Consider the following 24,332-nt stretch of genomic DNA (forward strand, 5'->3'; position numbering starts at 1 on the left):
AATTCCAGCGATTACGACGTCACGGGACGGGGCATGGCCAGGTGGAGGAGCGGATAGGGCCGGCCCTCGCCGTCGGTGGGGCTGCGGCCCGTCTGGACGAAGCCGCAGTGGAGGTAGAAGCCCACGGCGCGGGGGTTCTGCTCGTTGACGTCGACGGTGAGCGGTCCGCGCGTGGAGACGTGGGCGAGGAGTCGTCGTCCCAGTCCGCCGCCCATGACCTGGGGGTCGACGAACAGCATCTCCACGTGGTGTCCGCTCATGCCGATGAAGGCCACGGGCCGCGTGTCCTCACAGGCGACGTGCACCTCGACGGCGGGGAGATAGACGGGCCCGAGCTTGCGGTGGATGTCCTCGAAGTCCGCGTCGATCAGGAAGTCGTGCGTCTTGCGGACCGCGCGGCTCCAGATGTCCACGAGCGCGTCGGTGTCGGAGGGCTGGAAGGGGCGGATGGTCATGGCTCGCGGGGGGACGCGACTCGCCCGGCCTCCTGACATTCAGGGCTGGACGTCGTAGACCTTGCGCACCCGCACCCCACCCCGCTCCAGTTCGACCTCCAGGCGCCGCTGGCTCTTGAGCAGCATGTACGTCTCCATGGCCTTCTCCAGCGAGTCGAGCTGCATGCCATTGATGCGCTGGAGGACGTCCCCGTTCTGGAGGCCGAGCTTCTCGAAGAGCGAGCCCTTCCGGATGGAGAGGACCTTGAAGCCTTGCGCCTTCCCGTCCTTGAACGCCGGCACCATCCGCGCGTCCGACAGCGTCGAGCCTCCCGTCCAGCGGTCGAGCTCCAGATACCGCCCCGGGACTTCGTAGGTGTGCTCGCCCACGCGTCGGATGTCCGCGGCTCCGGTCGAGGGCGGACGCGGCATCGGCGAAGCGGCGCCCGAGGGGCCTCCCCGGTCGATGACCTCCCGTCGCCCCTGGACCGTGACGATGACGCGCTCACGCTCGATGGCGACGACCTCCGAGTCCTGGAGCACATCGCCCACGCGCAGGCTGCGCACCCGCCGACTCTCCAGGTCCTCCACCGACGCGAGCGACCAGTGCGCCTCGCGTGACATCAACGTCCCCACCAGCCTCGCGCGCCGTGCGCCAGGCGGCGGGCCTGCATCTCCCCCGGGGACACCGGGCGTCGGCAGGGCCACTCCCAGCAGCCTCGACAGCGTGTCCTCACTCAGCGGTGCGCGTGCCGCCCCTGGAGTAACCCGGATGGGGCGAGCGCTCGACGCCTCCCAGCCAGGAACAGGCGCGCTGAGATGAAACTCGGTGAACACGTGGACGATGCGCGACAGCAGGAACGCGACCGCGAGGATGAATGCGCCATGCAACCACCACGAGTGCCGCTCCAACCAATGTCTCATCGGGCCCGACCTCCTCCCCTCCAGGGGTGAAGCAGGGACTGAGCAAGCACGAGGCCAGGGGCCTCCGCCGCCTGGACTTCAGAGGGACCCGCGCGGAATCACCGCGCGGCCCGGGACCTCGCGCCCGAACAGGCTGTCACGGGAGCGAGGGGTCTCCGAGACAGAGTGTCACGGTGGACGCTTGTATCAACGTCGCGGTATGGGACGGACTCCACCCCGAGCGGAGTCAGGCATGTTCATCATCTACGGAAGCTCGGCGAAGCAGCAGGAACTCGGGGAGCGTCCCGCCCTCTGCCGGGATTGCCAGCGGGAGACGCCCCACCGACTCCAGCGGCACTACAGCGTCGCCCACGTCTTCTGGTTCCCGCTCTTCTCCCTGAGGACGAAGTACGTCCTCGCCTGCTCCCGCTGCAACCTGCACTCGGAGGTGCCGGAGCAGTCCATCGGCCACGTGCCGACGAAGCCCGTGCTGCACCGCCTGGGAGGTCTCTTCCCCCTCGGCGCGATGCTCTTCTGCTGCGTGGGCTTCCCCGTGGTCGGCGCGGTGACCTCCGCCGTCACCGGCACGCAGGACGGCACGGAGGTCCAGGAAGAGCGCCACGGCTTCGACCAGCGCTTCCACGCCCAGGCCGAGGACCTCGCCCTCCAGGAGGCGCTTCAGTCCGCGTTCGAGGATGCGGGCCACACGTCCATATCCGTCACCGCCGCCTCCGCGGCCGTGAAGGACCAGGGCATCAGGGTCATCACCGCGCGCTCCACCCACCTCAAGAAGGTGAGCAACCCGGACCGCGTGAAGCTCCTCGAGTTGATGCAGCGGACCGCCGACCAGCGCTTCGAGAAGGACGAGGTCTTCGTCGGGCTCCAGGGCAAGCTGCTCTGGGGCGGCTACGCACACCGCCTCCCGGGTGGCGCCTGGCAGCACGTCGTCAAGAGCACCACCACCAGCCCCAAGGCCGCGGCCTTCGAGGCGCTCCTCCAGCTCGAGGCCCAGCAGCCCTCGGAGTCGCCCGACGCGCTCCCGACGCCCGTGGCGGACGACACCGCCCCCTAACGCGCCTGACGCAGCGGCTCGCCAGGAGCCTCGAGTGAGTCCAGGAACGCGAGGATGCGCCGGGCACAGTCCGCCGGGTCCTCCAGCGGGAACAGGTGCCCGCCGGGAGCCTCCTCCAGGCGGACGCCCGGGATGACCCGCCGGGCCTTGGCGAAGGCCGAGGCGGCCAACGTGCGCGTGCGTGCCCCTCGAACGATGAGCGTGGGCACGGAGATGGAGCACAGCGACCGCCACATCCCCTTCGGCGTCGTCTCGAAGACGCGGGCCTCCCACTCCCGCGGGATGGTCAGCTGGAAGCCACCCTCGGGAGCCTCCGTGAGCCCGGAGTTCACATAGTCCTGGAAGCACGCCTCGTCGAAGGCCGCGAACAGCGGCTTCTTGCGATAGACGGTGTAGGCCAGCTCACGCGTGGGCCAGTGCGCGCGACGGCGGCGCGCCAGGCTCGCGGGAGGCACACGGCTTCGCTGTCCGAGCAGCGTCAGCACGTCCAATACCAGCTTGCGCATCCCGGAGAACAGCACCGGGTCCAGGGTGACGACGGCGCGGAAGAGGCTCGGGTCCTTCACGGAGGCGAGCAGCGTCGCCACGCCGCCCATGCTGTGCCCCACGCCGACGATGCCCTCCAGCTTCGCGGCGCGGAGCGCGCCGATGAGGTCGTCCGCCATGTCGTTCCAGTCCCGCATCGACAGCGGATCCGAGCCGGGGACGAGGCACCGTGAGCGCACCGTCACGACGTGGAAGCGAGGCTTCAGCCGCTCGATGAGCTGGCGATAGGTGCCTGGGGGAAATCCGTTGGCGTGCGCCAGGTGCAGCACGGGGCCGGTGCCGCCCCAGTCATCCAGTTGAAGGGCCTCGCTCATGCCCCTCCCGGATATCCCGAACAGCCCCGGTTGTCTGCCTCGACGACAGCTCCCCAGGGTGTCCACGAGATGCAGGCAGGCGGCGGCCCCTCGCGCGCCCGCCCGAGCATCCGGAGAAACAGGACCAGCGCCCCCTGGCGATGTCCATCTTCCAAGACGGAGGAGCCCCGGGTCCATGGACGAGCTCATCAACGAAGCCTGGCTGCACGGCGTGGTGACGCTGCTGGTGCGACTGGTGGAGGTCGCCGCCGCGCTCGTCATCTTCACCGGCGCCGCCATCGGCTTCGTGCGCTTCATCCTGGCGGCGGTCCAGAAGGAGCGGACCGATTCCTTCACCCGAATCCGCCTCACCCTCGGCCGCTTCCTCGCGCTGGGGCTGGAGTTCCAGCTCGGCGCGGACCTGCTGCGCACGGCCGTCGCGCCCACGTGGGAGCAGATCGGCCAGGTCGCCGCGGTGGCCGCCATCCGGACCGCCCTCAATTACTTCCTCGGCCGGGAGATTCGCGACGAGCAGCGACAGGACGCACTCGCGCGGGCGGCCCGCCCCTCCTCGGATGAGGTGCCCCCGCGAGAGCAGCCTCCCCTGCGGCGCCCCCCGGGAGCGGACCCCACGTCCCATCCGCCCCACTGAGCCGGGCCTCAGGCGCCGGTGAGGGTGAGGACCACGGGCCCCGCCGTGGCGGTGACGCCCTCGTCCGTGAAGCATCCGGTGACCTGCGTCTGGGCCAGGACGAGCACCATGAGCACATCGGCTCCAGCGAACCGCCCGCTCGACACGGTGCCGGAGTACGTCACCACCACCTCGCCGAGCGGCCGGGCGGAGACGAGGATGCTCACGCTGACGGTGCTGGTGGTGCCGTCATTCCACGTGAGCGTCGACATGGACTGCGTCGAACCGGCCAGACAGCTCAGCTGCCCCGTTCCACCGCCCTGGAGCGACGCGGACAGGAGCGTCAGCGGCGTACCGACACAGGGGCCGAACGTCCCGCTCACACTCGTCGCGATGGTTTGCGGAGTGTTGGTCATGCCCGGCGAGTACCGCGCCTGGAGCGTACCGGGACAGGTCAACAGCACCGCCTCGGCGCGCGAAGGCGAGGCCCAGCCCAGCGCGACGACGACCCACAGCAGAGACAGACTTCCCCACGCACCACGACACCACGAACGATATGACATGCTTCCTCCCAGGACAGACGTGTTCCGGCTCCCAACGGAGCCTCAGAGCAGCCCGATGAGGGTGATGACGGCCGGACCCGCCGTGGCGGTGACCCCCTCCTCGGTGAAGCACCCCAGGAGGTCCGTCTGGAGGAGGGTCAGCGTCCCCGTCGCGGTGGCGCCCTGGAAGCGGCCCGAGGTCACCGTGCCCGCATAGACAGACACCACCTGTCCCGTCGGCCGGGTGTTGAGGGTCTGCGTCATGGAGAGCGTGCTCACGGTGCCGTCGTTCCACGTCAACGTCAGGTTCGCCGTCGTCGAGCTGGTCAGACAGCTCGTCGTCCCCTGCGCCACGCCGGAATAGTCCGCGGAGAGGATGCCGAGCGGCAATCCCACACACGGACCGAACGTGCCCGTCCCGGAGATGGTCATGAAGCGCGGGGTGTTCGTCATGCCGGGCGAGTAGTTCACCGCCATGGTGCCCGGGCAGTTGAGGGTGACGGGTTCAGCGCTCGCGGGCCCCGCATACAGGACGAGCGCCGCGAGAAGAGAGGACAACGACATCAGCCGCGCGCGAATGGCAGACATGAGGGAGCTCCCAGCCCGCGACAGGCCTGAGCGCGGGGACTCCACACCTAACCCCAATGTCCATCACAACCCATTGCACCCTCGTCCCAGGGGCCACGCTCGCACCTGGGGACCGGGCGGGCCCGCTCACCGCCACTGCGGATGTGCGAGCACGCGTGCTTCGACCTCGGGCGTCAGGCTTCCACCGTGCGGAGCCCGCGACGAGGAGCGCGTCCACCGCTCCACCCACCGCTGCCCCAGCGGCGCCACCAGCGACTCGCGCCGCGTGGAGGCCACCGTCGTCTCACCCTTCGTCCCCGTGGACGAGCCCGCACCCACGAAGAACCCCGCCAGCAGCAGCGTCACCCGCGTGGGCGTCGCCGCGCTGTACGTGAGCAACAGCGCACCCTCGCCGTCCTCGCGGCAGTGCCGACGCACCCGCGCGAGCACGCCCTCCGTCCACATGTCCGGGTTCGACGCGGGAGAGAACGGATCGAAATACACCAGGTCCGCCACCGGCAGCGCCCCGTCCAGGAACGGCACCGCGTCCCCCAGGTGCAGCCGCCAGCGAAGGCCCTCCTCCTCCCACACCCCGTCCCGCATCAGCGTCTCGACGGCCGCGCGGAACGGCTGCAGGAACGGGAAGCCCGCCGCGTCCGCCAGCGCCAGCCGCAGGGGCGCCAGGTCCACCTCGAAGCTCACCACCTCCAGCGCCCGCCTCCGCGCCGCGCCCAGCTCCCGCGCGCACGTCAGCGCCGCCACCGCGTTCGTCGCCGCGCCCAGCCCCACGTCGTGGATGACCAGCTTGGGCCCCGGCTGGGACAGCCGCTCCGCCAGCCTCGGCTGCTCGACGTAGAGCCCCAGCGCTTCCTTCCACGGGCCCACCGACGGGTGCATCACCTCGCCATGGCCCAGGTGCCGCACCGCGCGCGAGCCGTTGCGCAGCGTGACCAGCTCGAAGTCCCCGTCGCGCGGGTTGGCCTCCTGGCTCACCCGACCTCCTTGAGCGTCACGTCGCGCGCCGCCGCCTCTTCCTTCAGGTCCTTCGGCGTGGCGATGGCGGCCTTCAGCTCCCGCGCCACCTGGTCGTACGTGCCGGAGAGGATGCCCTCGCGGATGCGGCCCATCAGCTTCTGGTAGTGCCGCACGTTGTGCACCGACAGGAAGCGCGAGCCCAGGTGGTGCTTGCCGCGCATCAGGTGCTGCAGGTACCCGCGCGTGTAGCGCTTGCACACGTAGCAATCACACTCGGCGTCCAGCGGCTCGTCCGCCAGCCGGTACACGGTGCGGGTGATGCGCACCAGCCCCTGGAACGTGTACGCGTAGCCCTGCTGCGCCATCTTCGTGGGGATGATGCAGTCGAACATGTCCACGCCGCGCAGCACCGCCTCGATGAGGTCCGTCGGCGTGCCCACGCCCATCAGGTAGCGAGGCTTGTCCGCGGGCAGCGACGCGGTGGTGCGCAACGTCATCGTCTCGCGCTCCGCCTTCGTCTCGCCCACCGCCAGCCCGCCGATGGCGAACCCGTCGAACGGCAGCTGCGTCAGGAACGCCGCGCTCTCGTCGCGCAGGTGCGGGAACACGCCGCCCTGGACGATGCCGAACAGCGCCTGCCCGGTGTCCACCTGGTTCTTCGCCGCGAGGCTGCGCACCGCCCAGCGGTGGGTGCGCTCCATCGCCTCGCGCGTGCCCGCCTCGTCCGTGCGCGAGTCGATGCACACGTCCAGCACCATCATGATTTCGGAGTTGATGGACTGCTGCATCGCGATGCTGGACTCGGGGCTGAGCAGCTGCCGGCTGTTGTCGTAGAAGCTGCGGAAGTGCGCGCCCTTCTCCGTGATGAGCCGGTCCTCCGGCAGGGAGAAGATCTGGAACCCGCCCGAGTCCGTCAGCACGCCGCCATCCCACTGCATGAAGGGATGGATGCCGCCGAAGCGCTTGAAGACCTCCGTGCCGGGCCGGAGCATCAGGTGGTAGGTGTTGGCCAGGAGGATGCTGGCCCCGGTCTCCTTCACCTCTTCCATGGCCAGGTGCCGGAAGGCGGCGTGGGTGGCCACCGGCATGAACATGGGCGTGCGGAAGCTGCCGCGCCGGGTGTGGAGGATGCCGGCGCGGGCGCCGGTGGGGTCGGTGGTGACGAGCTCGAAACGGACGGCCATGGGCGGGGCCTTATACCCGCCAATCCCGCCCGACAGTCCATCCCTGTCGCCCGTTCCCCCACCTGCCGGCCGGACGGGGCCCCAAGGCCCCGCCATTCCAGGGCATTTTTCGTCACCTGGCAGGCGTTTCCTCAGGTCACCGCGAGACGGTCCGGAGGCGATTCCACGCTTCCTTGGCCGCTGCGCGTCAATTCCGCTACAACGCCGCCGCCATGTTCAACGTCATCAACGTCTCCAAGGCCTACGGGCCCAAGAAGCTGTTCGAGGAGGTCAACGTGACCTTCTCCCCGGGCCGTCGCTACGGCCTGACCGGTCCCAACGGGGCGGGCAAGTCCACGTTCATGAAGATCCTCGCCGGAGACGAGGAAGCGGACATGGGCAACGTCGTGCGCCCGCGCAAGCTGGGCATCCTGCGCCAGGACCACTTCCGCTACGAGGAGAACCGCGTCCTCGACGTCGTCCTCATGGGCAACAAGCCCCTGTGGGACGCCATGTCGGAGAAGAACCAGCTCTTGGCCAAGTCCGACATCACCGAAGAGGACGGCAACCGGCTGGGTGAGCTGGAGGGCGTCATCGCGGAGGAGGATGGCTACTCGGCGGAGAGCGACGCGGCCACGCTGCTGGCGGGCCTGGGCATCGAGGAGTCGTTCCACGAGGGCCAGATGCGCCAGCTGACGGGCGGCCTCAAGCTGCGCGTGCTGCTCGCCCAGGCGCTGTTCGGCAAGCCCGAGGGGCTGCTGCTCGACGAGCCCACGAACAACCTCGACATCGACTCCATCCGCTGGCTGGAGAACTTCCTGCACGAGTACGAGGGCGTGCTCATCACCATCAGCCACGACCGGCACTTCCTCAACTCCATCTGCACGCACATCGCGGACATCGATTACGAGGCCATCATCCAGTACAACGGTGGCTACGACGACATGGTGCGGCAGAAGGCCCAGCTGCGCACCCGCGTGGAGTCCGAGACGGCGGAGAAGAAGAAGAAGATCGCCCAGCTGCAGGACTTCGTCGCGCGCTTCCACGCCGGCACCCGCGCCTCCCAGGTGCAGAGCCGCATCAAGCAGATCGAGAAGCTCAAGACCGATGACCTGAAGCGCTCCAACATCGCGCGCCCGTTCATCCGCTTCGACCAGAAGGTCGTCAGCGGCAAGCAGACGCTCATGGTGGAGGGCATCAGCAAGTCCTTCGACGGCCAGGCCGTCATCCGGCCCTTCAACGCGCTGGTGTGCAAGGGCGAGAAGGTCTGCGTCATCGGCCGCAACGGCGTGGGCAAGTCCACCCTGGTGCGCATGCTCGCCGGCCAGCTGGAACCGGACACGGGCAAGATCGGCTGGGGCCACCAGGCTTCCGTGGGCTACCTGCCGCAGGACCACCACGGCGTCGTGCGCAAGGGCACCACCTGCTTCGGCTGGCTGCGGGACCTGCACGACAAGCTCACCAACGAGGAGATCTCCGGCGTGCTGGGCCGCATGCTCTTCTCCGGCGAGGAGCGCATGAAGAACACGGACACCCTCTCCGGTGGTGAGACGGTGCGCCTGTTGCTCTCCAAGCTGATGATCATGCAGGACAACGTCCTGGTGCTCGACGAGCCCACCAACCACCTGGACCTGGAGTCCATCTCCGCGCTCGCCGAGGGCCTGCAGAAGTACGAGGGCACCGTCATCGTCGTGACGCACGACCAGGAGCTCATCTCCGAGGTGGCCACGCGCATCTGGTCGCTCCAGGCCGGCCAGGAGGTGCTCGACTTCAACGGCCCCTACTCGGAGTTCCGCGAAAAGCACGCGGACGTCACGGCCCACCGCCGCTGACGCACCGCTTCTTCGAGTCGAAGCGCCGGGGCCCTCACACCCCGGCGCTTGGCCCGCCCCGCGGAGGCTTGATAGAGGCCCGGCCATGGCTGAAGGCCCTTCCCCCGCACCGCAGGCCGCGCTCCTCGCGATGGAGGAGCACCGCACCGCGCTCACCGGACACTGCTACCGGATGCTCGGCTCCATCGCCGAGGCCGAGGACGCCGTCCAGGAGACCTTCGTGCGCGCGCTCGGCCACCTGGAGCACTTCGAGGGGCGCTCCAGCGCGCGCACGTGGCTGTACCGCATCGCCACCCACCGCTGCATCGACGTGCTCCAGGAGCGCGCCCACCGCGTGCGGCCCATGGAGCTGGGGCCGCCGGGCCCGCTGGACGCGCCCCTGGGCGAGCGCCCCGGGGAGGAGTGGCTGGAGCCCGTGCCAGACGCGCTCGTGGTGCCGAGCCACGCCACGCCCGCGGAGCTGGTGATGATGCGCCAGAGCATCCGGCTGGCCTTCGTCGCCGCGCTCCAGCACCTGCCGCCCCGGCAGCGCGCGGCGCTGCTGCTCACGGAGGTGCTGGACTGGTCCGCCGCCGAGGTCGCCGACGCGCTGGAGCTGACGGTGCCCGCCGTCAACAGCGCGCTGCAGCGGGCCCGCGCCACGCTGGCCACCAAGGACGTGAGCACGCCCAGGGCGCCACTGTCAGAGACACAGGCCTCGCTGGTGGACCGGTACGTGGACGCGTTCGAGCGCTACGACATGGCCGCGCTCACCGCCCTGCTCCACCAGGAGGTCAACATGTCCATGCCTCCGCTCGCGCTCTGGGTGCGCGGCCCGGAGCAGGTGGCCCTGTGGATGGAGGGACGGGGCGCGGCGTGCCGGGGCTCGCGGCTGGTGCCTGTGTCCGCCAACGGGGCCCCCGCGTTCGGCCAGTACAAGCCGGGCGGCCCGGACGGGACGCTCACCCCGTGGGCGCTCAACGTGCTCGAAATCGAGGGGGAGCGCATCGTCGGGCTCAACTACTTCCTCGACGCGAAGACGCTCTTCCCGCGCTTCGGGCTGCCCCCCTTCCTGCCGGCGCGCTGAGGGCCCGGGCCTTTTTCTGGGGGGCACCGATGATTCCGGGCCCCCTTGTCCGTCCATGCCAGGGAACCCACCCGAGGTGGAGGCATCCATGGCCATGACCGGCTCGCGCAAGCTCTTCGTCAACCTGCCCGTGAAGGACCTGAAGCGCACGAATGCGTTCTTCACGAAGCTGGGCTTCACGTTCGATGCCCGCTTCTGTGATGACCACGCGACGTGCATGGTGGTCAGCGAAGAGGCCTTCGTGATGCTGCTCACGGAGGCGCGCTTCCAGGACTTCAGCAAGAAGGCCCTGTGCGACACGCGCACGACGGCCGAGGGCATCTTCGCGCTGTCGGCCTCCAGCCGCGAGGACGTGGACCGGATGGTGAGGACGGCGGTGGCGTCCGGCGGCTCGACGGCGGGGGAGCCCCAGGACCACGGCTTCATGTACGGCTGGAGCTTCTTCGACCCGGATGGCCATCACTGGGAGGTCATCCACATGGACCTGAGCGCGCTGCCGCACTGAGGCTCAGCCGGACTGCCCGAGGGAGGGATTGAGCGCGCGGAAGCGGGCCTCCAGCTCCTCGGACATCTGGGCGACGGTGGTGCCCTCCAGGCTCTTCTTCAGCGCGGCCTCCGCGCGGCCGAAGACGCCTTCCAGGTACTCGGCCACGCACGGGCCGATGGTGCAGTCCGGCGCGGGGCCCACGGGGTGACGGCCGAAGAGCTCGCCCTCCTCCACCGACTCGTAGATGTCGCGGAGGGTGATGGCTTCGGGGCTGCGGGCCAGCGTCACGCCGCCCCGCGCGCCGCGCTTCGTCTCGATGAGCCCCGAGCGCGCCAGGTCGCCCAGGAGCCGCCGCACCACGACGGGGTTCGTCTGGATGCTGCGCGCCATGACCTCGGACGTGAGCGGACCCTCCGCCTTCGCCGAGCACTTCGCGAGCATCGCGACGATGTGCGCCGCCATGGTGAATCGGCTGTTCACTCACCCTCCGGGCTGGGATGCAGACACCTCCAGGTTACCTATCGTCCGCCCTGGCGGCGTGCAACCCGGCAAACCCCGGCCCTGGGGCGTCCGCCCGCTTCCGGACGGGCCTCAGCGAGACGTCTTGCGCAGGAAGAAGACGCCCAGCCCCAGGCCGGCGGCCCACTTGGCGGCGGCGGCCAGGGGCGTCTGCCCGAGCTTCGGGGGCGTGTTGGTGACGGGCTGGCCCGTGGCCGGGTCCAGTTGGGGTCGGAAGTCGCGCGAGCCGGGCAGGCCCGCGCCGCCCTCCTCCAGCTCCGTCTTGGTGGCCGTCAGGGCCTTGCCCTGGCCCGGCACGCGCTGGCCCGGCGCCTTCCCCTCCGGAGAGCGCTGCTCGAGGATGGCGTTGATCTCGGCGCCCAACAGGACCACCTGCGAGGACAGCCACATCCACAGGAGGAGCACGATGACGCCGCCGATGGCGCCGTAGTTCACGTCGTACTTGCCGAAGTTGGCCACGTACTTGGAGAAGGCCCAGGACGCGGCCACCCAGATGAGCACGCCCACGACGGAGCCCGGGGTGATGAACCGGAACTTCTGCTTCGCGTTGGGCAGGACGTAATAGAGCACCGCCCACAGGAACATCATCAGCAGGCCCGCCACCGGGAGGCGCAGCCACAGCGCCACGGTGGACACGGGCCCGGGCAGCTTGCTCGCCAGCGCGGGCGTGGCCACCGCCGCCAGCGCCGCGACGATGGCGACCACCGCGGCGATCAGCGTCGTGGAGACAGCGATGAGCCGCAGCTTCCACACCGGCCGCGTCTCCTCGACGCCGTAGGCGGTGTTGAGCGCGTTGATCAACGCGACGATGCCGCCGGACGCCGCCCAGATGGCGCCCACGCCGCCCACCGTGAGCAGGCCCACGGGGTTGCTGCTGGCGAGCGACTCGATGCGCTGGCTCAGGATGGCGGTGACCTCCTTGGGAGCCACCTTGCCCAGCTCCTGGATGAGCACCTGCGCCTGGTTGGGGTCGATGATGACGCCCGCGAGTGACACCAGGAACAGCAGGAACGGGAACAGCGCGAGGATGGCGCGGAACGTCAACGCTCCCGCGACGTCGCCCACGTCATCGCGTTTCCATTCGTCCTTCAGGAGCTTGAAGAACTCCAGCCATCCCATGCCCTTGCCCGGCAAGACCATCGCGCAGTCCTCATCCCATGGAAGTCCCAGGGGATATTGGCCATGCGCGCCCTCGGTGGCGCCCCTGCCCGGAAGGACAGCCTCCTCGCCCGCTCCCCCAGGGAGGACGCCCGCGGGCAGGCATCCAGGGGAGCGCTCGGGAAGGAGGGCGCCTGGCTCAGCCCGCGGAGCGCTGTGCCGCGTCGCCGCTGGAGAGGCGGGCGTGGGCCTGGGCGAGCAGCTCGTAGGAGCGCAGCCGCGCGGTGTGGTCGAAGATCTGCGAGGTGACCATCAGCTCGTCGGGCTGGACCTCCGCGATGAAGGAGCGCAGCCCCTCCTCGACCTGCTGTGGGTTGCCGACGATGGAGCAGGCGAGCATGGACTCCACCTCCGCCAGCTCGTACTCGGTGATGCGCCCGTCCATGCTGTCCACCGGAGGCGGCAGCTGGCCGGGGCGTCCGCGGCGCAGGTTGATGAAGGCCTGCAGGAGTGACGTGAACAGCTTCTGGGCCTCCGGCTCCGTGTCGGCCGCGAAGACGTTGAGGCCGACCATGGCGTAGGGCTTGTCGAGCGCCGCGGAGGGGCGGAAGTTGGCGCGGTACACGCGCAGGGCGGACAAGAGCTGCTGGGGCGCGAAGTGCGAGGCGAACGCGTACGGCAGGCCCATGACGGCGGCGAGCTGAGCGCCGAAGAGGCTGGAGCCGAGGATCCACAGGGGCACCTTGAGCCCCATGCCCGGCACGGCGCGCACGGCCTGTTGGGGTTCGGGGTCCTGGAAGTAGGCCTGGAGTTCGGCGACGTCCTGGGGGAACGCGTCGGAGGTGTCCACGCGGCTGCGGCGCAGGGCGGAGGCGGTGCGTTGGTCGGTGCCGGGGGCGCGGCCCAGGCCCAGGTCGATGCGACCGGGGTACAGGGTTTCGAGCGTGCCGAACTGCTCGGCGATGACGAGGGGCGAGTGATTGGGCAGCATGATGCCGCCGGCGCCCACGCGGATGCTCGAGGTGCCCTGCGCGACATGGCCGATGACGACGGCGGTGGCCGCGCTGGCGATGCCGGTCATGTTGTGGTGCTCGGCCAGCCAGAAGCGCCGGTAGCCCCAGCGCTCCGCGTGCCGGGCCAGGTCCAGCGTGGAGCGCAGGGCGTCCGCCGCGTCGCTGCCCTGGCGGATGGGGGAGAGGTCGAGAACGGAGAAGGGAATCATCGGAGGACCTCAGGGCGCGCACGCGCAACGAGGGACGGGCCCGTCCCTTCCCGGGCGGCGCCATCCCCGGAAAGCCCTTGCGTTAACGCAGGGCGCGCTCCCGTGCACGGGAAACGCAGGAGGGCTCGGACGCCCCCCTCGTCACCGCGTCGTCGGGGGCGACTCGAAGCGGTGGGGGGCGAAGAGCCCGGCCCGCTCGTGGTTGCGCACCCAGGGTCGCTCGCCCTTGTCCAGGGACACCGTCTCCTTCAACAGCCCCTGCTCGTACTCGTAATGCTGCTGGATGCGGTAGGTATCGAAGGGCGCGAAGGAGCTCAGCTCCGGGTGGAACACCAGCTTCGCCTCCCGGAACGCGCGGTCGGTCGTCCCCTCGCCCGGGCCCAGCGTGGAGACCAGCTTCAGCGCCACGTTCCCCGAGGACTCCACCGCCCCCAGGTCGACCCGGAAGAACATCGTCTGCTCACGCGGACCCGCGCTCCCGTCATAGTCCGGGTGCCGCCGACGCAGGTGCTTCACCGACTCCCAGTGGTTCCCGAAGCGACGCTGCTCCACCGTGAACTCGTAGTCGAACGCCGGCACCCGCTTCCATGCCCCCTCCTCGAAGCGCTCCGCCTGCGCCTCGCCCACCCACAACAACGTGACCTCCGGCTCCGGCCCCTTCTCCGCGCGCAAGGGCAACGCGCCCGGAACGGTGCTGGCGCAAGCAAAGGTGAACAGCAACCACGCGACGACGACCCAACGCTTCATGGGAGGCAACCTCTTCGGACTCGATGGCGCGACATGCGCGAGCCCCACCATGCGTCCGCCCTCCCCCCATCAACAATGAGAGGAAACGCAACCCATCGTTGTAGAATCCACAACGATGAACCTCAACCACCTGACCGTCTTCCTCGCGGTGGCACAGACGCGCGGCTACACCCAGGCCGCGAAGCGGCTCGGCGTGGACAAGGGGCACGTGAGCCGGGTGGTCCGCGCGCTCGAGACCGAGCTGGGCGTGGTCCTGCTCACCCGGACCACCCGCGCGGTGGCGCTGACCGTCGCCGGAGAGCAGCTCCTCTCGCGCATCGCCGAGCCCCTCGCCGCGCTCGAATCCGCCACGACCTCGCTGGAGGACCGGCCCGTGACCCCCTCGGGGCTGGTGACGGTGACGACGACGCCGGACCTGGGCCGCACCGTGGTGGCTCCCCTGGTCGCCGCCTTCCGCGCGCGCTACCCGCTGGTCCGGGTGCGGCTCGTCCTGGAGTCCTCCGTGGTGGCGCTCGCGGCGACGCGCTCGGACCTGGCCCTGCGGGTGGGCGCGCTGCGCCCCGGGCCGTACAAGGCACGCAAGCTGGGTACCCTGGAGGCGGGCTTCTTCGCCTCGCCCCGATACCTGGCCTCACGCGGGAGCATGAAGTCCGTGAGCGAGCTGGCCCGGCATGACGGCCTGTGGCCCTCCACCCAACCGGGGCGCAAGAGCTTCGCCGCGAAGAAGGACTCGCCTCCCGCGGCCGTCGAGTGCGAGGACTTCGGCGCCCTGCTGGAGCTGGCCCGGAACGCGGGCGGCGTGGCGCTGTTGCCCACGTTCCTCGCCGCGCGGGACGTGGCGCAGGGAACGCTCGTTCGGGTGCTGTCGGACCTCACCTTCCCCGGCACCCCACTCTCCCTCGTCACCCTCCCCGAGCGGCCCCTCGCGCCCCGCGTGGTCGCGATGCGAGACTTCCTCATCGAGCACGTTCCGACGGCGCTCGCGATGAAGCCCCATTGAGCCTTCGAGCCCCATGTCCGACGAGATCACCCAGCAACAGATGGTGGAGCAGCTCCGCGCGCTCGGCGTGCGCGAGGCGGGCGTGCTCCTGGTCCACACGTCCTTCCGGGCCGTGCGCCCCGTGGAAGGCGGTCCGCTCGGCCTGGTGGCCGCCCTGCGCGCGGCCCTCGGACCTCGCGGGACGTTGGTGATGCCGACGATGACCGATGGCGAGTCCGTCTTCGACCCGCGCTCCACGCCCACCACGGACATGGGCATCACCGCGGAGCTGTTCTGGCGCCAGCCGGGCGTGGTGCGCAGCACGCATCCGGGCGGCTCGTTCGCCGCGGCGGGTCCCCACGCGGTGGAGATCTGCCGTCCCCAGCCCCTGTCTCCGCCGCACGGCCCCGACAGCCCCGTGGGTCAGGTGCACGCGCTGGGTGGACAGGTCCTGCTCCTCGGCGTGACGCACAGCGAGGACACCACGCTGCACCTCGCCGAGTCGCTCGCGGGTGTGCCCTACTCCATCTCCCATCCCTGCGTCGTCGAGGTCGACGGTGTCGCGAGCACGGTGGACATCGCCGAGACGGACCACTGCTGCATCGGCTTCCGACGCGCCGACGCGTGGCTCCTCGCTCGGGGACTGCAACGTGAGGGCAAGGTGGGCCACGCCGACGCGCGACTGGCGGACGCGCGGGACATCGTCGCCGTCGCGCTGGAGCAGCTCGCCTCGGACCCGCTCGTCTTCCTCTGCGGGCCAGACGCCGGCTGCGAGGAGTGCACGCTCGCCCGTGACAGCGTCTCGCGCTGAGTGCCCCGCACCCGGAAGCACGGCGCCCGACGCTCGCGCGCCCGAGTGAGCACAGGCGATCACCCCGGGTGTCGCCGAAGCGACAGGCACCAACTCCCACGCGGAATGCACGTGCCACGCGCGCCCGAGTGACCTCAATAGCTGCGCGCTTCGAAGCGCGTCAGCATTGGGGGAACAAGGATGAAGAAGAATCGTGGGAAGGTCGGCTGGGTGTTCCTGGCCACCAGTCTTGCCATGGCGCAGGGGGCCTGCTCTAAGAGCAAGGACAGCGGCCCGAACATCAACCAGAACCAGACGAAGGACGGCCCCGCGGACCAGGGCCCGGACCTGCCGCGCCTGACGGGCGGCGACAGCACCCGGGGCCAGCAGGTGTTCCGCTTCGAGACCTTCGGCAACGAGGGCTTCTGGACGGACGCGGTGCGCCTGCCCGCGGGCATCGTCGCCGCGCGGCTCACCCCGGTGCAGGCACTGCAGGCGGGCCTCAGCGTCAACGTGGACGCGCTCGATGACGCCACCAAGGCCGCCGTCGCGGCGGAGCTGGCCTCCCAGGGCACCAGCGGTCCGCTGCTCAATGACCCGGCCACCACCGTGGCGCTCATCAACGCCAACGCGGTGATTGGCGTCGTGGTCAAGGACACCAACGGGGACGGCAAGCTGGACGTCGCCAGCGGCGACAAGGTGGGCGTGTCCTGCGCGCTGTGCCACGCCATCACGGATGGCTCGGTGGTGAAGTCGCCGAACAACCTGGGCGGCGGCTCCGTCGGCAAGCAGATCGACGGCCCCACGCCGCACAACCTCAACGTGGGCGGCATCTTCGCGGTGGCGGCCAACACGCGCGCGCTCTACCCGCTCCTCCAGGTGAAGCTGACCGCCAACGGCGACAAGTCCATCGGCCGCGCGCCCTCGGAGCAGGGCCTCACGGAGAAGTCCACGGAGGCGGAGGTCGACGCCTTCGTCAGCAACCCGGCCTTCTACCCGCTGGGCTCGTTCGACGACGCGCCGGACGGCACGGGCGCGCAGCAGCACATCGCGTCGTTCTTCCGCACGGACCTGGCCGCGCCCTGGGGCACGCCCGGCGACATCGCGCGGCTCGAGAACTTCAACAACCTCGTCTACACCGTGCTGCTGGACCTCACGAGCCTGGTGACGCCCGGGGGGCGCACCTTCCTCCAGGCCCTGGGCGGCAAGGCCGCGGGCACCGAGCTGGCGGACGACTACCTGGCCATCCTCAAGGAGACGCAGGTGGTGGGCAAGGGAGGCGTGGTCGGCGAGGGCTTCCCGTACATCACCGCGACGGCCGTCCCCGCCGACCAGGTCGGCACCGAGGCCGCGCCCGTGGGCCTGCGCGTGGACGAGAGCGCGCTGAGGGACCTCAACGCGTACACCGACAGCCTCCAGGCGCCCGCGCCGGTCGCCTTCGACGCCACCCGCGCCGCGCGTGGGCGCGAGCAGTTCACCGCGCGCTGCACCAACTGCCACAACGTGGACCAGAGCAAGCGCGTCCCGTCCTTCATCGTGCCGATGAAGAGCATCTACCCGGGCTACAACCCGACGGTGCTCGCCGAGCGCCCCGTGGAGCCCGGCATCCGGACCATCGCCTTCGCGCCCATCCAGGACGACCCGACCACCATCTTCGACGACAAGACGGTCATCGTGGAGGCCAGCCGCCGCGGTGAGCCGCGTGGCTCCGCCCTGCCCCTGCTGTTGGACCTGGGGCGCAAGGACCGCTTCCTCCACGACAGCGAGGTGGCCGGGCTGGACTCGCTGCTGGACCCCGCGCGCGGCGACAAGGCACCCCACCCCGTCTACGTGCAGGACGCCACGCAGCGGGGTGACCTGGTGGAGTTCCTCAAGAGCCTGTAGCCGCGAGTCCAGCGGGCGTCAGTCGCCTTCCACGTCCCGCTTCAGCTTCGACAGGAGGCCCACCGCCTCCCGTGCATAGGGGGAGATCCACCGCTCGTGGATCTCCTGGAAGGGCGTGACGTCGAGGTAGTTCCAGCGCGTGCGCCCTTCCTTCACCGCGATGACCAGGCCCGCGCGCTCCAGCACCTTCAGGTGCTGCATCACCGTGCACCGGTCCAGCGAGCCCTCGAACCGCTCGCACAGGTCCCCCGTCGTCCGCGGCGCCTCCTTCAACAAGTCCAGCATCGCCCGCCTCCGCGAGTCCGCCAGCGCCTTGAAGATGAGGTCATCCCGCTCCGCCCTCGACATGTTATAATTCTATAACATATTGTCCGGCCGAAACCCAGCGAGAGGAGCAACGAGATGGAGCCCAGGTTCCAGGTGCAGCTGAAGGTCCAGAAGCCGGTGGCGCAGGTGTTCGACGCGGTGGTGGACCCGCGCAAGCTCAGCGGCTACTTCGTCCAGACCGCGAGCGCGCCGCTGGTGGCGGGCACGACGGTGAAGTGGAGCTTCGCGGAGGTACCGGGCGAGCACGACGTCGTCGTCCGCGAGGTGGAGAAGGACGCCCGGCTCGTCTTCGAGTGGGAGGCGGGCCCGGGCGGCTATCAGATTCGGGTGGAGATGCGCTTCACGCCCATCGATGCCGGCAACACCATGGTCCAGATTCGCGAGTCCGGCTGGAAGGACACCCCGGCGGACGTCCAGGCGTCCTACGGCAACTGCGGCGGCTGGATGCACATGATGTCGTGCCTCAAGGCCTACCTCGAGTACGGCATCAACCTGCGCGCGGGCGGAGCGATGTGAGCGGGCCCGTCGCCCGCCCACCCGTCAAGGCGACGACGACAGCGAAGGCAGCACCTGCGCGTCCTTCAGCCGGGGGGCGCGCAGGTCCTTCGGGGACATGAGCGGCTCCGTCACCGGCCAGGGGATGGCGAGGTCCGGGTCGTCCCACGCGATGCAGCGCTCGACCTCCGGCGCGTACAGCGTGGTGCACTTGTAATGGAAGTCCGCGGTGGCGCTCGTCACACAGAAGCCGTGCGCGAAGCCCGGCGGAATCCAGAGCTGCCGGCGGTTCTCCGCGGACAGCTCCACGCCCACCCACCGGCCGAACGTCGGCGAGCCGCGCCGCACGTCCACGGCCACGTCGAACACGCTGCCGGCGAGCACCTGCACCAGCTTCCCCTGCCCCTGCGGCTCCTGAAAGTGCAGACCGCGCAGGGTGCCCTTCGCCGAGCGTGAGTAGTTGTCCTGCACGAAGGGCCCGGGGATGCCGGCGTCCGCGTAGCGCTTCGCGTGGAACAGCTCCATGAAGAAGCCCCGGTCGTCACCGAAGACCTTGGGCTCGAGCAGCAGCAGCTCCGGAATCTCCTGGGGGATGACCTTCACGACACCGCCCCCCGGTTCTCCGCGACGGCCAGCAGGTACTCGCCGTACTCGTTCTTGCGCATCGGCTCGGCGAGCGCCACCAGCTGTTTCGCGTCGATGTAGCCCATCCGGTACGCAATCTCCTCGGGACACGACACCTTGAGGCCCTGCCGCCGCTCGATGACCTCGATGAAGTTGGAGGCCTCCATCAGCGAGCTGTGCGTGCCCGTGTCCAGCCACGCATAGCCGCGCCCCATCAGCTCCACGTCGAGCTGGCCCCGGCGCAGGTACTCGATGTTGACGTCGGTGATCTCCAGCTCGCCGCGCGGGCTCGGCTTGAGCTGCGCGGCGATGTCGAGCACCTGGTTGTCGTAGAAGTACAGCCCGGTGACGGCGTAGCTGGACTTGGGCTTCGCCGGCTTCTCCTCCAGGCTCACCGCGCGGTTCTTCGCGTCCAGCTCGACGACGCCGTAGCGCTGCGGGTCCTTCACGTAATAGCCGAACACGGTGGCGCCAGGGGACGTGCGGCGCGCGGCGTCGCGCACCAGGTTGCTGAGCCCGTGGCCGTAGAAGATGTTGTCGCCCAGGATGAGCGACACCGGGTCCTTGCCCACGAAGTCGCGGCCGATGATGAACGCCTGGGCCAGGCCCTCGGGCCGGGGCTGCTCGGCGTACTCGAAGCGCATGCCCCACTGCGAGCCGTCACCCAAGAGCTCCCGGAAGCGCGGCAGGTCTTGCGGCGTGGAGATGATGAGCACGTCGCGGATGCCCGCCAGCATCAGCGTGCTGAGCGGGTAGTAGATCATCGGCTTGTCGTGCACCGGGAGCAGCTGCTTGCTGACCACGCGGGTCAGCGGATACAGCCGGGTGCCCGAGCCGCCGGCGAGGATGATGCCCTTCATGTCCACCTCTCCACGTCAGTGCCCCCGCGCGGCCTTCCACGTGGCGTGGAAGCGCGCGAGCGACTCGGCCAGCTCCAGGGGCTTCGCCTCGAGCTGGGTGCGAACCTTGTCCGTCCTCAGTCCCCCCTTCAGCGGACGGGGGCTGGGCAACTTCAGCTCCGCCATGCGCGTGGGGACGATGAGCTTCGGGTCGAACCCGAACACCTCGCACAGCGCCCGGCCGTAGGCCACCCGGTCCACCACGGCGGCGCCGCAGGTGTTCCAGACGCCGCCGAGCTTGCGCTCTCCCAGCTCCACCAGCATGGCCGCCACGCTGTCCGCGAGGCTGGGCGAGACGACCTGGTCCTCGAAGAGCTTCGCGGGCTGGCCCTTCTCCAGATTCGTCACCAGCCACGCGCCGAAGTTGAGCCGCCCCTCCACCGGAGGCCAGCCGTACACCACCGCCGTGCGGGCGATGGCGCAGCCGGGCGCGAGCACCCGCGCCGCCTGCTCACCCATGTGCTTGGTCACCGCGTAGACGCCGCGCGGGTTGGGCACGGCGTCCTCGTCATACGGGCCCGCCTCGCCGTCGAAGACGTAGTCGGTGGACACGTGCACCAGGTGCGCCCCGGCCTTGCGAGCGCCCCGCGCGACGAACTCGGTGGCGCGCACGTTGCCCGCGTAGGCGGCCTCCGGGTCCTTCTCGCAGGCGTCCACCTCCGTCATGGAGGCGCAGTGGATGACGACCTCGGGCGCCGCGGCCTCCAGCGCCGAGGCCACCTCCGCCTCGCGCGTCAGGTCCACCGCCGCGTAGCCATACGCGCCGCCGGTGCGACGGGGACCTCGCCCCAGGCCCACCACGGTGTGGCCCCGCTGCTCCAACTGCAGACAGGCGCGGCTGCCCACCAGTCCATTCGAGCCCGTGACGAGCACGCGCATGTCACGCCCTCCCATGGAGGCGGTGCTGGTACTGCGTCTCGAAGTACTGGCGATACGCGCCGCTCATCACGCGTCCCCACCACGCCGGGTGGTCCACGTACCAGCGCACCGTCTGGGCCAGGCCCTCCTCGAAGGTGTGCGCGGGCGTCCAGCCCAGCTCCGCGCGAATCTTCGACGGGTCGATGGCGTATCTCCGGTCATGTCCCGGCCGGTCCTTGACGTACTGGATGAGCGACTCGGGCTTGCCCACCAGGCCGAGGATGGCCTTCACGATGTCGATGTTGCGCCGCTCCGCGCCGCCGCCGATGTTGTAGACCTCGCCCGCGCGGCCCTTCTCCAGCGCGAGCAGCAGCGCCCGGCAGTGGTCCTCCACGTGGAGCCAGTCGCGCACGTTGGCGCCGTCGCCGTACACCGGCAGGGGCTTGTCGTGCAGCGCGTTGACCACCATGAGCGGGATGAGCTTCTCGGGGAACTGGTAGCGGCCGTAGTTGTTCGAGCAGCGCGTCACCACCACGTCCATCTTGAACGTGTGGTGGTAGGCGAGCGCCACCAGGTCCGAGCTCGTCTTGCTGGCCGAGTACGGGCTGGAGGGGTTGAGCGGCGAGGACTCGGTGAAGGCGCCCGTGGGGCCGAGCGAGCCGTAGACCTCGTCGGTGGACACCATGACGAAGCGCTGGATGCCGCGCGCGCGGCTGGCCTCGAGCAGCCGCTGGGTGCCCAACACGTTGGTGGTGACGAAGACCTCGGGGCCGAGGATGGAGCGGTCCACGTGGCTCTCGGCCGCCAGGTGCAGCACGGCGTCGATGGCGTGCACGGACATCAGGTGCTCCACCAGCTCGCGGTTGCCGATGTCGCCGCGGACGAAGACGTGGCGGGGGTCGCCCTCCAGGTCGGAGAGGTTCTCCAGGTTGCCCGCGTACGTCAGCTGGTCGAGATTGAGCACCGTCCAGTCGGGTCGCTCGCGTCGCAGGTACCGCACGAGGTTGGAGCCGATGAAGCCACACCCTCCTGTCACCATTACGTTCATGTGCCGCGGGCCTCGGGTGCTCAGAGAGGGTGCCTGCGTATCGGAGAGGTTCTTGACGGTCAAGGCGCCAGGGGCCTCGGGCTTGTGTGCTCCCCCTCGCGGCGCTAAGGGAGCCTCCGCGTGAGTGAATCCAGACGCAGCCCCCCGACGACGGGTCTCCCGGCGGTCCACCAGCTCCTGCCCCGGCTCGCCTGGGGCGACGCGGTGGGCAACCAGGTGCGCTACCTCCAGGACCTGCTGCGTCGCTGGGGCCACGCGTCGGACATCTACGCCGAGGACTGGGACGACGCCTGCAAGGACCAGGTCCGCCCCGCGCGCGAGTACGCGAAAGACGCCCGCCCGGACTCCCTCCTGCTGGTGCACCACAGCTTCCAGTCGCGGCTGGTGCCGCTCATCGCCCGGGCGCCTGGTCGCAAGGTGCTCGTGTACCACAACGTGACGCCCGCCCGGCTGTTCGAGGGGTTCGAGCGGAAGGTGGCCGCCGCGTGCGACGCGGCCCGGGAGGAGCTGCTGGAGCTGCGGCCGCACATCGAGCGGGCGTTCGGCTACTCGCGCTTCAGCGCGGAGGAGCTGGTGGCCGCGGGCTACGGCTCCGTGGCGACGCTGCCCTTCGCCATCGACTGGAGTGCGTTCGACACGGCCCCGGACCCGGCGCTGCTCGCGGAGCTGGGTGATGGGTGCGCGAACGTCCTCTTCGTGGGACGCGCGGTGCCGAGCAAGAAGGTGGATGACGTGCTGCGCGTCTTCACCGCGTACCAGCGGCTGTACCAACCGAGGAGCCGGCTGGTGGTCGCGGGGTACCTGCATCGGGACGGGGCCTATGGTGCGTATCTGCACGGGCTCAAGGAGGTGCTCGGCGCGGAGCGGGTGCTGTTCCTGGGGCGCGTGAGTCCGGCGCAGCTCTCCGCGTGCTTCAGGACGGCGTCCGCGTACCTGTCGATGAGCCGGCACGAGGGCTTCGGTGTGCCCTTGTTGGAGGCGATGTACCGCGACGTGCCCGTGGTGGCGTATGGGGCCGCGGCGGTTCCGGAGACGATGGGTGGCGCGGGGCTGGCCACACTGACGGATGCGCCGGAAGAGGTGGCGCAGTTGCTCGCCGTGCTGGACCGAAACCCCGCCCTGCGCGCGGAGGTGCTCCAGGGACAGCGCGCCCGGCTGGCTTCGCTCTCGCAGGAGAGCGTGGCCGAGCAGGTGCGCCAGGCGTTCGAGGCGCTGCTCACGGCGCGCCCGGGCGGGCCCGCGCTGGGACACGAGAAGGCTGCTGTCGACGTGGTGTGTCCCGCGTTCACCGTGCGCCCCGAGGACGCCTCGTCGCGACTGGCGCGGCGACTGGTGGAGCGGTTGCCGGGAGCACGGGTGCTGGCGTTGCGGCCTCGGGGACAGGAGGCGTCCACCACGCTGGGGCCCGAGGACGTGGAGGGGGTGGCCGTGTGGCACTTCACGCCGGACCAGCCGGTGGGCCCGGGCCCTGATGCGCTGCCTGGGTCCTCGTCGCTGGAGACCGCGGCGCGCGTGTCCGCGGCGCCGGTGGTGCTGTTGGGAGTGGAGACGTTGGTGGCGCAGGCGCTCCTGCCGCACGTGGGAGCCAGGGCCTGTGGCGCGCATGTTCCGTCGGCGCCGTCGACGGTGTTGGAGCCCGCGCGTCGTCAGTTGGGAGCGCGGCTGGTCGCCATGGAGCCTGCGCATCCGGAGCAGGTCGTGACGGCGTTGGTAGAGGCACTTTCTTCTGCCCGAGGTGGCTCGAATGCGCGCTGAGGACTTGTTGACCCGGGCGCCCTCCGCCGAGACGGTGGCGAGGGAGACCCAGAAGCTTCCGGAGCCCTCGGACGAGGCGAGGGAGTCGCTTCGCCAGGTGCTCGAGGCGTCCGCGAGGCCGGCGGTCACCACGCCCTGGCCCGCGCTGCTCACCGAGGCGCGCGGGAAGATGGACAGTCGCTACGCGGGCCCGGTGACGTCGCACCGCGGCGGCGTGACGGGGCCGGCGCTGGTGCTGGCGAAGCGCGCCTTCCGGCTCGTGTTCCAGCCGTTCATCAACGAGGCGCTGCGCAAGCAGGTGGAGTTCAACGAGTCCATCCTCGATGCGCTGGCGACGATTCACGACGTGCAGCGTGAGCACGCTCGGACCCAGGCCACCTGGCGGCAGGACGTCGAGCGGCGGCTCGCGCGCATCGAGGAGGCCGCGCGCGGTGAGCGGGGCACGACTCCAGCTGGCGATGCAGCACCTCCGCGGTCCTCCGAGCCCCGAGCCTCGGTCTCCGACATCGACACTCCAACGCCCTCCGGCGGAGCGAAGCGTCGTCGTCGCTCGGGTCGGCGGTAGCCCTTTTCTTC

Annotated in this window: 27 protein-coding genes; 11 read left to right on the top strand and 16 right to left on the bottom strand. The window is 70.1% G+C overall.

The window, feature by feature from the left end; all coding sequences use genetic code 11:
• Positions 1-11 precede the first annotated feature (11 nt).
• On the bottom strand, positions 12-455 hold the full coding sequence (locus K8625_RS37125; protein ID WP_223785364.1) for an acetyltransferase: 444 nt from the start codon (positions 453-455) through the stop codon (positions 12-14).
• A gap of 39 nt (positions 456-494) precedes the next feature.
• Positions 495-1,358, bottom strand: coding sequence for a type II secretion system protein GspC (gspC, locus tag K8625_RS37130; protein WP_223785365.1), 864 nt, complete (start codon positions 1,356-1,358; stop codon positions 495-497).
• Positions 1,359-1,590: 232 nt separating this feature from the next.
• Here gspC and K8625_RS37135 point away from each other — a divergent pair, with 232 nt between their 5' ends.
• Positions 1,591-2,409, top strand: coding sequence for a zinc ribbon domain-containing protein (locus K8625_RS37135; RefSeq protein ID WP_223785366.1), 819 nt, complete (start codon positions 1,591-1,593; stop codon positions 2,407-2,409).
• Here the strand turns inward: K8625_RS37135 and K8625_RS37140 are convergent.
• Positions 2,406-3,269, bottom strand: a complete 864-nt coding sequence (locus K8625_RS37140; protein ID WP_223785367.1) for an alpha/beta fold hydrolase — start codon at positions 3,267-3,269, stop codon at positions 2,406-2,408. The two genes, K8625_RS37135 and K8625_RS37140, sit on opposite strands and share 4 nt — an antisense overlap.
• Before the next feature lie 175 nt (positions 3,270-3,444).
• On the opposite strand from K8625_RS37140, the gene K8625_RS37145 reads away from it, so the two are divergent.
• Positions 3,445-3,900 (top strand): DUF1622 domain-containing protein, encoded by a 456-nt coding sequence (locus K8625_RS37145; RefSeq protein WP_223752177.1) that lies wholly within the window; start codon positions 3,445-3,447, stop codon positions 3,898-3,900.
• An 8-nt stretch (positions 3,901-3,908) separates the two neighbouring features.
• On the opposite strand, the gene K8625_RS37150 is transcribed toward K8625_RS37145, so the two are convergent.
• The 4 genes from K8625_RS37150 to tgt form a co-directional block, all read right to left on the bottom strand.
• Positions 3,909-4,442, bottom strand: coding sequence for a hypothetical protein (locus tag K8625_RS37150; protein ID WP_223785368.1), 534 nt, complete (start codon positions 4,440-4,442; stop codon positions 3,909-3,911).
• A 42-nt stretch (positions 4,443-4,484) separates the two neighbouring features.
• On the bottom strand, positions 4,485-5,009 hold the full coding sequence (locus tag K8625_RS37155; RefSeq protein WP_223785369.1) for a hypothetical protein: 525 nt from the start codon (positions 5,007-5,009) through the stop codon (positions 4,485-4,487).
• Positions 5,010-5,135: 126 nt separating this feature from the next.
• Complete coding sequence (locus tag K8625_RS37160; RefSeq protein WP_223785370.1) at positions 5,136-5,981, bottom strand: MnmC family methyltransferase; 846 nt, start codon at positions 5,979-5,981, stop codon at positions 5,136-5,138.
• Complete coding sequence (tgt, locus tag K8625_RS37165; RefSeq protein ID WP_141324588.1) at positions 5,978-7,147, bottom strand: tRNA guanosine(34) transglycosylase Tgt; 1,170 nt, start codon at positions 7,145-7,147, stop codon at positions 5,978-5,980. Before tgt ends, K8625_RS37160 begins: the two co-directional genes overlap by 4 nt.
• Positions 7,148-7,359: 212 nt before the next feature.
• Between tgt and K8625_RS37170 the strand changes: the two genes are divergently transcribed.
• From K8625_RS37170 to K8625_RS37180, 3 genes are all read left to right on the top strand, one after another.
• Positions 7,360-8,958 carry an ABC-F family ATP-binding cassette domain-containing protein gene (locus K8625_RS37170; protein ID WP_223752199.1) on the top strand — a complete coding sequence of 533 codons (1,599 nt, stop codon included), beginning with the start codon at positions 7,360-7,362 and terminating at the stop codon, positions 8,956-8,958.
• A gap of 85 nt (positions 8,959-9,043) precedes the next feature.
• On the top strand, positions 9,044-10,024 hold the full coding sequence (locus K8625_RS37175) for a sigma-70 family RNA polymerase sigma factor (protein ID WP_223785371.1): 981 nt from the start codon (positions 9,044-9,046) through the stop codon (positions 10,022-10,024).
• Between the two features lie 88 nt (positions 10,025-10,112).
• Positions 10,113-10,529 (top strand): VOC family protein, encoded by a 417-nt coding sequence (locus K8625_RS37180; RefSeq protein ID WP_223785372.1) that lies wholly within the window; start codon positions 10,113-10,115, stop codon positions 10,527-10,529.
• Positions 10,530-10,532: 3 nt separating this feature from the next.
• Here the strand turns inward: K8625_RS37180 and K8625_RS37185 are convergent, their stop codons facing one another.
• From K8625_RS37185 to K8625_RS37200, 4 genes are all read right to left on the bottom strand, one after another.
• A complete protein-coding gene (locus K8625_RS37185) occupies positions 10,533-10,991 on the bottom strand; it encodes an Rrf2 family transcriptional regulator (protein WP_141324591.1) in 459 nt (152 codons plus the stop codon).
• A gap of 111 nt (positions 10,992-11,102) precedes the next feature.
• A complete protein-coding gene (locus tag K8625_RS37190; RefSeq protein WP_223752183.1) occupies positions 11,103-12,170 on the bottom strand; it encodes a YihY/virulence factor BrkB family protein in 1,068 nt (355 codons plus the stop codon).
• Between the two features lie 157 nt (positions 12,171-12,327).
• The gene (locus K8625_RS37195) at positions 12,328-13,350 is read right to left on the bottom strand and encodes an LLM class flavin-dependent oxidoreductase (protein ID WP_223752184.1); all 1,023 of its coding nucleotides are present in this window, start codon (positions 13,348-13,350) and stop codon (positions 12,328-12,330) included.
• Positions 13,351-13,491: 141 nt separating this feature from the next.
• The gene (locus K8625_RS37200; RefSeq protein ID WP_223752185.1) at positions 13,492-14,097 is read right to left on the bottom strand and encodes a hypothetical protein; all 606 of its coding nucleotides are present in this window, start codon (positions 14,095-14,097) and stop codon (positions 13,492-13,494) included.
• A gap of 115 nt (positions 14,098-14,212) precedes the next feature.
• Here K8625_RS37200 and K8625_RS37205 point away from each other — a divergent pair, with 115 nt between their 5' ends.
• From K8625_RS37205 to K8625_RS37215, 3 genes are all read left to right on the top strand, one after another.
• Entirely contained in the window at positions 14,213-15,097 is an 885-nt protein-coding gene (locus K8625_RS37205; protein WP_223785373.1) for a LysR family transcriptional regulator, read from the top strand.
• Between the two features lie 13 nt (positions 15,098-15,110).
• The gene (locus K8625_RS37210; protein ID WP_223752187.1) at positions 15,111-15,887 is read left to right on the top strand and encodes an AAC(3) family N-acetyltransferase; all 777 of its coding nucleotides are present in this window, start codon (positions 15,111-15,113) and stop codon (positions 15,885-15,887) included.
• A 180-nt stretch (positions 15,888-16,067) separates the two neighbouring features.
• Positions 16,068-17,750 carry a hypothetical protein gene (locus K8625_RS37215; RefSeq protein ID WP_223785374.1) on the top strand — a complete coding sequence of 561 codons (1,683 nt, stop codon included), beginning with the start codon at positions 16,068-16,070 and terminating at the stop codon, positions 17,748-17,750.
• Between the two features lie 18 nt (positions 17,751-17,768).
• Here the strand turns inward: K8625_RS37215 and K8625_RS37220 are convergent, their stop codons facing one another.
• Complete coding sequence (locus K8625_RS37220; protein WP_223785375.1) at positions 17,769-18,098, bottom strand: helix-turn-helix transcriptional regulator; 330 nt, start codon at positions 18,096-18,098, stop codon at positions 17,769-17,771.
• Positions 18,099-18,152: 54 nt separating this feature from the next.
• Here K8625_RS37220 and K8625_RS37225 point away from each other — a divergent pair, with 54 nt between their 5' ends.
• Positions 18,153-18,593 (top strand): SRPBCC domain-containing protein, encoded by a 441-nt coding sequence (locus K8625_RS37225; RefSeq protein WP_223752189.1) that lies wholly within the window; start codon positions 18,153-18,155, stop codon positions 18,591-18,593.
• Between the two features lie 24 nt (positions 18,594-18,617).
• On the opposite strand, the gene rfbC is transcribed toward K8625_RS37225, so the two are convergent.
• From rfbC to rfbB, 4 genes are read right to left on the bottom strand one after another with little or no spacing between them, the layout of a single operon-like run.
• Positions 18,618-19,175, bottom strand: a complete 558-nt coding sequence (gene rfbC, locus K8625_RS37230) for a dTDP-4-dehydrorhamnose 3,5-epimerase (RefSeq protein WP_223785376.1) — start codon at positions 19,173-19,175, stop codon at positions 18,618-18,620.
• Positions 19,172-20,056, bottom strand: a complete 885-nt coding sequence (gene rfbA, locus K8625_RS37235) for a glucose-1-phosphate thymidylyltransferase RfbA (RefSeq protein WP_223785377.1) — start codon at positions 20,054-20,056, stop codon at positions 19,172-19,174. Before rfbA ends, rfbC begins: the two co-directional genes overlap by 4 nt.
• A 15-nt stretch (positions 20,057-20,071) precedes the next feature.
• Positions 20,072-20,974: an SDR family oxidoreductase gene (locus tag K8625_RS37240; RefSeq protein ID WP_223785378.1), complete on the bottom strand. Its 903-nt coding sequence runs from the start codon at positions 20,972-20,974 to the stop codon at positions 20,072-20,074.
• A 1-nt stretch (position 20,975) separates the two neighbouring features.
• Positions 20,976-22,001 (bottom strand): dTDP-glucose 4,6-dehydratase, encoded by a 1,026-nt coding sequence (gene rfbB, locus K8625_RS37245; protein ID WP_223785379.1) that lies wholly within the window; start codon positions 21,999-22,001, stop codon positions 20,976-20,978.
• A gap of 120 nt (positions 22,002-22,121) precedes the next feature.
• Between rfbB and K8625_RS37250 the strand changes: the two genes are divergently transcribed.
• A complete protein-coding gene (locus K8625_RS37250; RefSeq protein ID WP_223785380.1) occupies positions 22,122-23,756 on the top strand; it encodes a glycosyltransferase in 1,635 nt (544 codons plus the stop codon).
• Complete coding sequence (locus K8625_RS37255; RefSeq protein ID WP_223785381.1) at positions 23,746-24,321, top strand: hypothetical protein; 576 nt, start codon at positions 23,746-23,748, stop codon at positions 24,319-24,321. Before K8625_RS37250 ends, K8625_RS37255 begins: the two co-directional genes overlap by 11 nt.
• The last annotated feature ends 11 nt before the right edge of the window (positions 24,322-24,332 follow it).

The organism is Myxococcus sp. AS-1-15 (genome assembly GCF_020037055.1).
Classification (GTDB): domain Bacteria; phylum Myxococcota; class Myxococcia; order Myxococcales; family Myxococcaceae; genus Myxococcus; species Myxococcus fulvus.